Annotated in this window: 1 protein-coding gene; it reads left to right on the forward strand. The window is 74.5% G+C overall.

Annotated features, from left to right (window positions below):
- The first annotated feature begins 452 nt into the window (after nt 1–452).
- Nucleotides 453–13,451, forward strand: a complete 12,999-nt coding sequence (locus AB0M67_RS07495; protein WP_365743631.1) for a type I polyketide synthase — start codon at nt 453–455, stop codon at nt 13,449–13,451.
- Nucleotides 13,452–13,493: the final 42 nt, after the last annotated feature.

The raw sequence follows: 13,493 nt of genomic DNA on the forward strand, positions 1-13,493 counted from the left end.
CAGGGTTCGTAAAGTTTTAATTAAGTCGAAGCCATTGGCTGACCGAACGGGACGCCATTTCAGGTGTTCCGTGTGACCTGTGACGCATCCGGTCGGTGGGCTGATTCCATCGCCGTATACAATCGGCTTTCGGCTCGGACATATACGAGTTTCGGCACATGGGCAAGAGCCGCCCCGGTCGTTTTCCGGAGGCGCCGATGGCCGGGTTAATTTCCGAAGTTCGCTCGGTAAATTCCGGGAGTCCATGAGCTCCGGCATGTGCCTGTGCGGCCCCGATGGGCATTCCCGTCAGGTGCGCGATCCGTCAACGCAGCCGACCATGCATTGGTTGACAATTCGCGAGGCGCTGGCTTGAATTGCGGCCGTTATGGCGGCGGCGTCGCCAAGAAAAGCGTTTCGATTCTGGTGGACGACTGACGAGAGCAGAGGCTGCCATGTGCGAATCAGAACGAGTGGACACCGGCGCTGTCGCCGTCATCGGGGCCGCGCCCGCGGCGCCGGTACGGGCGGAGCGCGATGCCGGCGTACTGGCCGGGTTGACCGGTGTGCCGCTGCCCGCGGACCGTACGGTCGAACTGGAGTCCGCCTGGCTGGCCTGCGACGACGCGGGTATCGGAGCGGACGACCCGACAGGCGTGGGTGTCTACCTGGCCGTTGACGGCGCGGGCGGGGACGACGCGAGCGAGACGGCGCGGGTGCTCGGCTTCGTCGGCCCGTGCCTGACCGGGCACGACCCCGTCGCCGCCGCCGTCGCCGCCCTGAGGTCCGGTGAGTGCGACCTCGCGCTGGTCGGGGCCCACGGGGCCTTCGCCGTGCTCACCCGCGAGGACAGCGCGCGGACCGCGACGTTCGCCTACCGGCTCGGAACCGACCAGGAGTGGCCCGACGGCGTCCCCGCTCTGGTCGAGGCCGCGCTGCTCTCGGGCCGTCCCGGGCCCGGCCGCCCCGCGCCGGACGGGCCCGCCGTCCCGGTCACACTGTCGGCGCACAGCGCGGACGCGCTACGGGCGCGGGCCGCCGACCTGCACACACTGCTCGACGCCGAGCCGACCCTCCCGCTCGTCGACGTCGCCTTATCCCTCGCCTTATCCCGCTTATCCGGCGCCACGACCCGGCCCGCGCCCGCCGAGCGCGCCGTGTTCGTCGCTGGGGACCGCGCGCGGCTCGCCGGTGAGCTGCTCGCCGTCAGTGAGGGCCGACCGGTGCCGGGGCTCCTGACCGGGCATCCCGCGCGGGCCGCGGCGGAGGGCGTCGCCTTCGTATTCCCCGGGCACGGGCCGCAGTGGCTGGGCATGGCCGACGAACTGCTGACCGCGTCGCCGGTCTTCGCCGAGCATCTGCACGCCTGCGCGGAAGCCCTCACACCGTTCGTGGACTGGCCCGTGCTGGAGGTGCTGCGCGGCACGGCTGACACACCGTCGCTGGACCGCCCGGACGTGGGGCAGCCCGCGCTCTGGGCGATGATGGTGTCCCTGTCCGCGCTGTGGCGGTCCTGGGGCGTGCGGCCCGGCGCCGTGATCGGCTCCAGCATGGGCGAGATACCGGCCGCGACCGTCGCGGGCGCACTGTCCATCGAGGACGGCGCGCGGGCCGTGGCCCTGTTCAGCCGGGCGCAGGTCCATCTGCTCGAACGCGGTGTGATGCTGTCCGTGCTGGCGTCAGCCGACGACGTCCGCGAGCGGCTGACCCGCTACGACGGACTCGACCTGGCCGCCGTGCACGCCCCCGGCTCGGTCCTGGTCTCCGGGACCGAGGACGAGGCCGGCGAACTGCTCGCCGAGCTCGCCGCCGACGGCGTCAGAGCCAGGAGTATCGCGATCCGCCTCGCGGCGCACGGACGCCAAGTCGACTCGGTACTCGACATGCTGCGCACCGACCTCGCCCCGATCACACCCCGCCCGACGGACGTGCCGATCTACACGGCCACCACGGGCACGAGGGTCGATCCGCTCGCGCTCACCGCTGACCACTGGTGCCGCAATATGCGCGGCACCGCCGACTTCGAGAGCGCCACGCGCGCCGCGCTCGCCGCGGGGCACCGTCTGCTGCTGGAGTCGAGCCCGCACCCCGTCCTCACCAGAGCCGTGCAGGAGACCGCCGAGGCCGCCGCCGTGGAGGCCGCCGTCGTCGGCACACTGCGCAGGGGACGGGGCGGCGTCGACCAGGTGGTCACCGCGCTGGCCGAAGTACACGCGCACGGAGCACTCCCCGACTGGGAGGCGGTGTTCGCGGGCCGGGACGCGCGCGCGGTGCCGCTGCCCGCCTACCCGCTGTACCCGGCGCCCGCGACCGCCCTCGCCCCCTCGCTGGCCGAGCGGCTCGCGGACGCCCCCGACCGGGTCGGCCTCCTGCTCGACCTGGTCCGCGCGCAGGTCGCCGCCGTTGTCGGCGGGGACGTCGAGTCCTCCGCTCATGACGACGCGCCGCTGCTGGAGCTGGGCGTCGACTCGGCGGGCGCGGTGGCGCTGCGCAATCTGGTGAACGCGGCCACCGGGCTCAACCTGCCCGTGTCGGCGGTGTTCGACAATCCGACGTGCCGGGGCCTGGCCGTACTCATCAACCGGGTTCTGCTCGGCGGGCCGGCCGAGATCGACGAGCCGATCGCTCCCGCCGCGGCGGCCGGGGACGACGAGCCGATCGCCGTCGTGGCGATGAGCTGCCGCCTGCCAGGCGGCGTGCGCAGCCCCGAAGAGCTGTGGGAGCTGCTGTCCGCCGGCGGCGACGGCGTCACCGCGTTCCCCACCGACCGGGGCTGGGACCTGGAAGGACGCTACGACGAGGACGCCGAGCGGGCCGGCGGCTACTACCAGCGCGAGGCCGGATTCCTGCACGACGCCACCCAGTTCGACCCTGAGTTCTTCGGTATCTCGCCGCGCGAGGCGCTGGCGATGGACCCCCAGCAACGGCTGCTGATGGAGATCGCCTGGGAGGCGATGGAGCGGGCGGGCATCGACCCGACGGAGCTCCGGGGCAGCGGGGCGGGCGTGTTCGTGGGCGCGATGACCATGGACTACGGGCCGAGGCTGCACGAGGCGCCCGCGGACCTGGAGGGCTACCTGCTCACCGGCAACACCGGCAGTGTCGCGTCCGGCAGGCTCTCCTACTCGTTCGGGCTCGGTGGGCCCGCCATCTCCGTCGACACGGCGTGCTCGTCGTCGCTGGTCGCCCTGCACCTGGCCGTGCAGTCGCTGCGCCGCGGCGAGTGCCCCCTCGCCCTGGCGGGCGGCGTCACGGTCATGCCGTCCCAGGGCCTGTTCGTGGAGTTCAGCAGACAGCGCGCGCTGGCCCCCGACGGCCGGTGCAAGGCGTTCTCCGCGAGCGCGGACGGGTTCGGTCTCGCCGAAGGCGCCACGATGGTGCTGCTCGAACGGCTGTCCGACGCACGGCGCAACGGGCACCCCGTGCTCGCGCTGATCAGGGGCACCGCGATCAACCAGGACGGCGCGTCCAACGGCCTCACCGCCCCCAGTGGCCCCGCGCAGCGCAAGGTGATCCGGCAGGCGCTCGCCGACGCGGGCGTGCCGGCCGCCGAGGTCGACGTGGTCGAGGCGCACGGCACCGGCACGCGGCTCGGTGACCCGATCGAGGCGGACGCGCTGCTCGCCACGTACGGCCGGGAGCACCCGGCCGACCGGCCGCTCCTGCTCGGCTCGGTGAAGTCGAACATCGGCCACACGCAGGCGGCGTCCGGCGTCGCGGGCCTGATCAAGATGGTGCTCGCGCTGCGCCACGGCGAGCTGCCCAGAAGCCTGCACATCACCGAGCCCACCCCGCACGTGGACTGGTCGTCGGGCGCCGTGTCCCTGGTCACCGAGACCACGCCATGGCCGGAGGTCGCGCGCCCCCGGCGGGCCGGTGTGTCCTCGTTCGGTATCAGTGGCACCAACGCCCACGCCGTACTGGAGCAGGCGCCCGACGAGAGTCCGGCCGACCCGCCGCCGACATCGAAGCCGGTCCCCCTGGTGTTCTCCGCGCGCACCGAGGACGCCCTGCGCGCCCACGCCGCTCAACTCGCCACCGTCCTGGCCGGGCAGGCGCCCGCCGACGTGGCGGACGCCCTGCTGTCCCGGTCGGTGTTCGACCACCGGGCCGTGATGGTGGCGGGCGGCGCCGACACACTGACGGAGGTGGCCCGAGGCGCCGCGTCCGCCCGCACGGCGGTCGGTGTCGCGCGGCCCTTGGGCAAGGTGGCGTTCGTCTTCCCCGGCCAGGGCTCGCAGTGGCTGGGCATGGGCGCCGCGCTGGCCGAGTCGTCGCCGGTGTTCCGCGACGCGCTCGACGCGTGCGCCGACGCGCTCGCCCCGCACGTGGACTGGTCGCTGTGGGACGTCCTGGCCGACGGCGCCGAGCTGGACCGGGACGACGTCGTACAGCCCGCGCTGTTCGCCGTCATGGTGTCCCTCGCCGCGCTGTGGCGCTCCTACGGCGTCGAGCCGGACGCGGTGGTGGGGCACAGCCAGGGCGAGATCGCCGCCGCCCATGTCGCGGGGGCGCTGTCACTGGCAGACGCCGCCAAGATCGTCGCGCTGCGCAGCAAGGCACTGCGGGCGCTGGCGGGACGCAGTGGCCTGGTGTCACTGGCGGAGCCACTCGACGACGTACGCGAGCGGGTCGCGCGGTGGCACGGACGGATCACCATCGCCGCCGTCAACGGCCCACGCTCGGTGGTCGTGGCGGGCGACATCGACACGCTGGACGAGCTGATCGAGTCCTGCGACGAGGGCGTCCGGGCCCGCCGGGTCCCCATCGACTACGCGTCCCACTCGCCGCATGTCGAGCCCATCCGGGAGGCGTTGGCGACCGTGTGGGCCGGGATCGAGCCGATGCCCGCACGGGTACCGATGTTGTCCACGGTCACGGGGGAGTGGCTGACCGGGACGGACGCGGACGCGGACTACTGGTACCGGAACCTGCGCAACACCGTGCTGTTCGAGGACGCGACCCGCGGCCTGCTCGACTGGGGCGCCGGAGTGTTCGTCGAGTGCAGCCCGCACCCCGTGCTCACCTACGGGGTGCGCGAGACACTCGACGCGACCGGCGGCGAGGCCGTCGTCATCGGCACGCTGCGCCGCGACGACGGCGACCTCGACCGCTTCCTGCTCTCCGCCGCCGAGGCGTATGTGGAGGGCCTGCCCTTCGACTGGCGCGCCGCGGTGCCCGCCGGGCGTGGCGTGGACCTGCCGACCTACCCGTTCCAGCGCAAGCGCTACTGGCTCGCCGAGACGGCCCGCCCGACGGCGGGCGGCGACCCCGTACTGGAGGAGTTCTGGACCGCGGTGGAGCGCGGTGAACTCGCCGCGACACTGGACGTGCCCGTCGACGCGCCGCTGACCGACGTCCTGCCCAGCCTGGCCGACTGGCGACGCCGCAGGCAGGAGCGGTCCGCCGTCGACTCCTGGCGCTACCGGGTCACCTGGCGCCCGCTCGGCGCCGCCGACACGCCGACACTGACCGGTACCTGGTTCGTGATCGGATCGCCGGACGAGGCGGAACACCCCTGGCGCGCGGCGGCCGTCGACGCGCTGCGCGCCCACGGCGCCGATGTCCTGGAGACCGACGGCTCGGTGGAGTCGCTGCGCGCCGCGGGCGTCGTGCCCAGTGGCGTGCTGTCCCTGCTGGCACTGGACGAACGGCCCGACCCCGCGTCGCCGGTCGTCCCGAGTGGACTGTCCGGCACGACGGCGCTCGTACGGGCGCTCGGCGACGCCGGCATCGGCGCGCCGCTGTGGCTGGCCACGACGGGCGCGGTGTCCGTCGGGCGGTCCGACCCGCTGACCAATCCGGCGCAGAGCCAGACATGGGGCCTCGGGCTGGCCGTCGGCCTGGAGCACCCGGACCGCTGGGGCGGCATCGTCGACCTCCCCGTGACCCCCGACGCCAGAACCGCGACGCGGCTCGCCGCCGTCCTGGCCGGGCAGACGGACGAGGACCAGCTGGCGATCCGGGCCTCCGGCGTGTCCGTGCGGCGCATGACCCCGGCCTCCGCACCGGCGGAGGCACTCGCCTGGCGCGCCGGCGGCACCGTACTGATCACCGGTGGCACCGGCGCCATCGGCGGCCACGTCGCCCGCTGGCTGGCGGGCAACGGCGCCGAGCACATCGTGCTGACCAGCCGCAGCGGCCCGGACGCGCCCGGCGCACGCGAGCTGGAGGCCGAACTGACCGCGCTCGGCGCCCGGATCACCGTCGCCGCCTGCGACGCCGCCGACCGTGCCGCACTGGCCGACCTGTTCGCCCTGCTCGACGCCGACGGCACACCGGTCCGCTCGGTCTTCCACGCGGCGGGCACCGTCCCCTCCCTCCCGCTGGCCGAGACCGGCACCTCGGACCTCGCGTACGCCCTCGCCGCGAAGGCCCGGGGCGCGGCCCACCTCGACGAGCTGTGCGCCGGGCGCGAGTTGGACGCGTTCGTACTGTTCTCCTCCGGGTCGGCGATATGGGGCAGCGGCGAGCTGGGAGCGTACGGCGCGGCCAACGCCTTCCTCGACGGCCTCGCGCAGCGCCGCCACGCCGCCGGCCTGCCCGTCACCTCGGTCTCCTGGGGCATGTGGGCGGGCGAGGGGATGGGCGCGGGCGGCCTGGACGACCAACTGCGCCGCAGAGGCATGCGCCCCATGCGCCCGGAACTCGCCATCGGCGCACTCGCAAGCGCTCTCGCGGCGGGTGAGACGACTCTGACGGTCGCCGACATCGACTGGGCCCGCTTCGCCCCCGGCTTCACGGCGGCCCGCTCGCGCCCGCTGATCAGCGAGATCCCCGAAGTCGTCGCGCTGACAGCGCGGGACGACGTGGAGCAGCCGGCCTCCGGCGGGGCGCTGGCCGGCCGGCTGGCCGGGCTCACCGAGGCCGACCAGCACCGGCTGCTGCTCGATCTGGTCCGCGGCCACGCGGGGGCGGTGCTCGGCCACGACGGCCCCGACGCCGTCACACCGAACCGGGCCTTCCGTGAGCTGGGCTTCGACTCCCTCACCACCATCGAGGTACGCAAGCGTCTCAACACCGCCACCGGCGTGCGGCTGCCCACGACCGTCATGTTCGACCACCCGACGCCGGAGGCACTGGCCCGTCATCTGCTCTCCGTGGTGCTCGGCGAGCGGGGAACCGCCGCGCCTGGCCGGACCGCGACCCATGACGCCGACGAGCCGATCGCGGTGGTGGCGATGAGCTGCCGCCTGCCCGGTGGCGTGCGCGGACCCGAGGACCTGTGGTCGCTCGTCCTCGACGGGCACGACGCCATCGGACCGTTCCCGGACGACCGGGGCTGGGACACCGATCGGCTGTACGCGGCCGACGCGGAGGCCCAGGGCCACAGCCGCACCCTGGAGGGTGCCTTCGTGGCTGACGCGGGCGGGTTCGACGCGGGCTTCTTCGGTATCTCGCCGCGCGAGGCGCTGGCCATGGACCCCCAGCAGCGGCAGGTGCTCGAACTGGCCTGGGAGGCCTTCGAGCGCGCGGGCATCGCCCCGTCCTCGGCGCGCGACAGCCTCACCGGCGTGTTCATCGGCGCCTCGCCGCAGGGCTACGCGGGCACTCTGGAGCAGGCGACGCCCGAGATGGACGGCTACCGGACGACCGGTGACGCGCTGAGCGTCGTGTCGGGCCGGGTCGCCTACTCGCTGGGTCTGCGCGGACCCGCCGTCACCGTGGACACCGCGTGCTCGTCCTCGCTGGTCGCGCTGAACCTCGCGGTGCGGGCGCTGCGGCAGGGCGAGTGCTCGATGGCGCTGGCGGGCGGCACGGCGATCATGGTGACGCCGACGCCCTTCGCCGAGTTCAGCCTCCAGGGCGGTCTGGCCCCCGACGGCCGATGCAAGCCCTTCGCCGACGCCGCCGACGGCGTCGGCTGGGGCGAGGGCACGGGCCTCGTCCTGCTGGAACGGCTCTCCGACGCACGGGCCAACGGCCACGAGGTGCTCGCCGTTGTGCGGGGTTCCGCGGTGAACCAGGACGGCGCGTCGAACGGACTGACGGCGCCGAACGGGCCCGCGCAGCAGCGGGTCATCCGCGCGGCCCTCGCGGACGCGGGCCTGTCCGCCTCGGATGTGGACGCGGTCGAGGGCCACGGCACGGGCACCCGGCTCGGCGACCCCATCGAGGCACAGGCGCTGCTGGCCACCTACGGTCAGGACCGCCCCGCCGACCAGCCGCTGCTGCTGGGGGCGCTGAAGTCGAACATCGGCCACACCCAGGCGGCGTCCGGCATCGCCGGCGTCATCAAGATGGTGCTGGCGATGCGGCACGGCGTGCTGCCACGCACCCTGCACCTCGACCGTCCGTCCCGGCACGTGGACTGGACGACCGGCGCCGTGGAACTGCTGGCCGACCACCGGCCGTGGCCGGAGACCGGCAGGCCGAGGCGGGCCGCCGTCTCCTCGTTCGGCGTCAGCGGCACCAACGGGCACGTCATCCTCGAACAGGCCGAACCCGTCGCCCCGCCCCCGGTGGCGGAGCCCGACGGCCGGATGCTGGCCTGGGCGCTGTCCGCCCGTGACACCGCCGCGCTGCGCGAGCAGGCCGCCCGCCTGTCGTCCACCGTGGACGAGCGGCCCGAGCTGTCGCCGCTGGACATCGCCGCGACGCTCGCCGTCGGACGGGCCGCGCTCGACCACCGTACGGTCGTGCTCGGTACCGGCACGGCCCAACTGCGCGCCGGTCTCGACGCGTTGGCCGAGGGCGCCGACGACCCGGCCGTGGTGCGGGGCGTTCCCGACGCGGGCAGGCTCGCCGTGCTGTTCTCCGGCCAGGGCTCCCAGCGAATCGGCATGGGCCGGGGCCTGTACGAGGAGCAAGCCGTGTTCGCCGACGCGCTCGACGAGGTGTTCGCCCATCTCGACCCGCTGCTGGCCGTGCCACTGCGCGAGGTGGTCTTCGGCGACGACCAGGCCGTACTGGACCGCACCGAGTACACCCAGCCCGCGCTGTTCGCCGTCGAGGTCGCGCTGTACCGGCTCTGGGAGTCCTGGGGCCTGCGGCCCGACGCGCTCGCCGGCCACTCGATCGGCGAACTGGCCGCCGCGCATGTGGCGGGCGTGTTCTCGCTCGCCGACGCCTGCCGGATCGTCGCCGCGCGCGGCGCGCTGATGCAGGAACTGCCCGCCGGTGGCGTCATGGTCGCGGTGCAGGCCACCGAGGCCGAGATCGCGCCGGAGTGCTCCGAGTACGTCGGTATCGCCGCCATCAACGGTCCGGACTCGCTGGTCCTGTCCGGCAGCGAACTCGAAGTGGTCGACCTCGCCGACCGCCTCAAGGCGCAAGGGCGCAAGGTGACCAGGCTGCGGGTCAGCCACGCGTTCCACTCGCCCCTGATGGAGCCGATGCTGGCGCGGTTCCGCCGCGTCGTGGCGGCCACGACCGCCAACCCGCCCACGCTGCCGATCGTGTCCACCCTGACCGGCGCGCAGGTCGACGCCGAGGAACTGGCCTCGCCCGACTACTGGGTGCGGCACGTACGCCAACCCGTGCGGTTCGCCGACAGTGTTACGGCGCTCGTCGCCCAGGGCGTGACGACCATGGTGGAGGTCGGGCCCGGCAGTGTGCTCACCGCGATGGGCCAGGACAGCGCCCCCGACGCCGTGTTCGTGCCGACGCTGCGCACCGACCGGCCGGAACCGGACGCGCTGACCCTCGCCGCCGCGCAGCTCCATGTCCGGGGCGCGCTGCGGGACCTGGCCGCCGCGCTGGACGGCCGGGGCACGCGCGTCGATCTGCCCACCTACGCCTTCCAGCACGACCGGTACTGGCTGACCGCGGCCGTCGCGCCCGCGGGCGACGGGGCGACAGCGGCCCTCGGTGTCGCCGCGGGCGACCACCCGCTGCTGCGCGCCGCGATCGCGCTGCCCGACTCCGACGGCGTCGTGTTCACCGGCAGGCTGTCCACCCGGACCCAGCCGTGGCTCGCCGACCACGGTGTCGGCGACCGGGTGCTCTTCCCCGGCACGGGTTTCCTCGACCTCGCCCTGCACGCCGCGGGCCACTGCGATCTCGACACGGTCGAGGAACTGACCCTCCACGCCCCGCTGGTCCTGCCCGAACGCGGCGGTGTCGTCCTGCGGGTCGCGGTCGGCGCGGAGACCGACAGCAGACGGAGCATCCGGGTGCACTCGCGTGACGAGGACGCCGACCGGGACGCGCCATGGACCGAGCACGCGACCGGCACGCTCACGGCGGGCGACGCACAGACCCCCGAGCCGGCGGCGTGGCCGCCGGAGGGCGCGACGCCGATGGACGTCGACCACATCTACGACCGCTTCACCGAACTCGGCTACGACTACGGGCCCGTGTTCCGCGCGGTACGGGCGGCCTGGCGCCTCGGCAGCGACGTGTACGTCGAGGTCGCCCTGCCGGACGGGACCGGTGGCGAGGGCTTCAGCGTGCACCCCGCCCTGCTCGACGCCGCGCTGCACGCTCCCGTGCTGCGCGCGCTGGACGAGACCGGCGGCGGCCCCCGGCTGCCGTTCAGCTTCACGGGGGTGCGGCTGCACGCCGTCGGCGCGTCGGCGCTGCGGGTGCGCTGGTCGCCCCTGGAGCAGGATGAGATGTCGCTGGTCATCGCGGACCCGACAGGCAGGCCCGTGGCGACCGTCGAGTCGCTGGTGATGCGACCGGTGGAGCTACGGCGGACCGCCTCCCGGACCGTCGACGCCCTGTTCGCGTTGGAGTGGGCGCCTGTTGACGGGACCGAGGACAGGCCGGTCGCACTCGCCGTGCTCGGCACGGACGACCTCGGTGTCGACGCGCCGACCGTCTCCGACTTCGGCGCACTCGACGGCGTGACCGATCTGCTCGCCCCCTGCCCCCGGCCGTCCGAGGTGCTGGAAGCGGACGGGAAGGCGGTGAGGGAGACGGTGTCCTGGGCACTGGCCCTGGCCCAGGACTGGCTGGCCGACGGGCGGACCGCCCACACCCGCCTGGTGTTCGTGACCCGCGGCGGGGTCGACACCGATGCGCCCGACCCGGCGCAGGCCGCCGTATGGGGGCTGGTGCGGTCGGCGCATACCGAGAACCCCGGCCGGTTCGCGCTCATCGACCTCGACGACACCGAGGAGTCCGCACGCGCCGTGCCCGCCGCGCTGGCCTCCGGCGAGCCCCAGTCGGCCGTGCGGGCCGGCCTGGTGACGGTGCCCCGGCTCGTCCGTGCCACCACCGACGGCCCGCTCACCCCGCCCGCCGACGGCCCATGGCGGCTGGGGAGGGAACCGGGCGGCTCGCCGGACGACCTCGCCCTGGTCCCGCACCCCGACGCCCTCGCGACCCTCGCGCCCGGCGAGGTGCGGATCGCCGTCCGGGCGGCGGGCCTGAACCACCCGGACGCGCCGATCGCCCCCGGCGCCCACCCCGGCGCGGCCGAGCAGACCGGTGGGGTCGCGGGCGTGGTGACCGAGGTCGGCGCGGAGGTGACCGACCTGGCGGTGGGCGACCGCGTGCTGGGCATCGTCACCAAGGGCTTCGGGCAGCTCGCGGTCACCGACCGCCGGCTGGTCGCCCCGGTGCCCGCCGGGTGGTCCTTCGCGCACGCCGCGTCGGTGCCGTCGGCGTTCCTCACGGCCTACTGCACCCTGCACGACCTGGCAGGTCTGCGCCGGGGCCAGTCCGTGCTGATCCACGGCGCGGCGGGCGGCGTCGGCATGGCGGCCGTACAGCTCGCCCGGCACTGGGGCGCGGAGGTGTTCGCGACCGAGAACCCCGCCGAGTGGGACACCGTACGGGCGGCGGGCGTGCCCGACTCGCACCTGGCGTCCCCGCACGACACCGACCTCGCGGCGAGGTTCGCCGCAGAGACCGGCGGTCGCGGCGTGCACGTGGTGCTGAACCCGCTTGCGCCGGAGACCGCGGACGCCTCCCTTGAACTCCTGCCCGACGGCGGCCGGTTGATCGAGCTGAGCGAGGCCGGCGCCCGCGCACACGACGAGCTGCCGCCCGGCGTCGAGTACGCCACGTTCGACCTGACACGGCCGGGCCCCGACCGTCTGCGCGAGGTGCTGGCCGAGGTGCTGGCGCTGTTCGAGGCGGGCACGCTGAGCCCCCTGCCGGTACGCGCCTGGGACATCCGCCGCGCCCCCGAGGCGCTGCGCCACCTCGGCCGGGCCCGTAACACCGGCCAGGTCGCGCTGACCGTGCCCGCGCCGGTCGACCCGGACCGCCCGGTCCTGGTGACCGGCGGCCTCGGCACGCTCGGCGCGCTGGTCGCCCGGCACCTGGTCGCCGACCTGGGCTTCCGCAACCTCGTGCTGGCCGGGCGCAAGGGGCTCGCGACCGAGGGCGCGGAGGACCTGCACGACGAACTGGTGGCGCTGGGCGCCGAAGTGTCCGTCGCGGCCTGCGACGTGGCCGACCGCGACTCGGTGGCGGCGCTGCTGGCCTCGCTGGACCGGCCGCTCGGCGCGGTCGTGCACGCGGCGGGCGTTGTCGACGACGGCGTGCTTGAGTCACTCACGCCCGAGCGGGTCGACCACGTATTCGGCCCGAAGGTCGACGGCCTGCTGCACCTGGACGAACTGACCAGGGACGCCGACCTGTCCGCGTTCGTCGTGTTCTCCTCGGCGGCCGGGATCCTCGGCACCGCGGGCCAGGCGAGCTACGCGGCAGCGAACACCGCGCTCGACGCGCTCGTGCGGCGCCGCCACACACTCGGTCTGCCCGGCGTCTCGCTGGCGTGGGGCATATGGGCGGCCGCGAGCGGCATGACAGCGGGGCTCGACGCGGGGGACCGGGCCAGGCTCGGCCGCTCCGGCGTCCTCGAACTGCCCACGGAGGACGCGCTCGCGCTCTTCGACGCCGCGGTGGACGATGACCGCGCCGCACTCGTACCGGTCCTGCTGGACACCGCCGCCCTGCGCGGGCAGGCGGCGGACGGCACGCTGCCCCCGATGCTGCGGGGCCTGGTCCGCGCCCCCGCCCGCCGTGTCACGGCGGCGACCACCCCCGTAGCCACCGCGACGTTCGCCGACACCATCGCCGGCCAGTCCGCCGCGGATCGCGAGCAGACGGTGCTCGACCTGGTCTGCGCACAGGTCGCGGCGGTGCTCGGCCACGCGGTCGACACCCAGGTCGACCCCGGCCGCGCGCTGCGGGACCTCGGGTTCGACTCGCTGACGTCGGTGGAGCTGCGCAACCGGATCACCGCGGCCACCGGGCTGCGGCTGCCCTCGACACTTGTGTTCGACCACCCGTCGGCCGCCGCGATCGCCCGGCACCTGCTCACGCTGCTCCCGCGCACCGAGCCCGAGCCGGAGACCGGAGTGCTCGACCAGCTCGACAAGCTGGAGAGCGCGCTCCTCGCCCTCACCAACGACGGCACCGCCACAAAGGTGGATCTGCGGCTGCGCGCCCTGCTCGCCAGGTGGGGCGACGCGCGGGCCGGTGACCCGGTCGAGGACGTCGAGTCCGACCTCGCGTCCGCCACCGACGACGAACTCTTCGGCTACCTCGACAACGAACTTGAGACCTCGTGACCAGGTCGGACCGCGTCGATCCCGTCCGCACCGCCGTAAGGA

This window comes from Streptomyces sp. NPDC051662 (assembly GCF_040681655.1).
GTDB lineage: Bacteria > Actinomycetota > Actinomycetes > Streptomycetales > Streptomycetaceae > Streptomyces.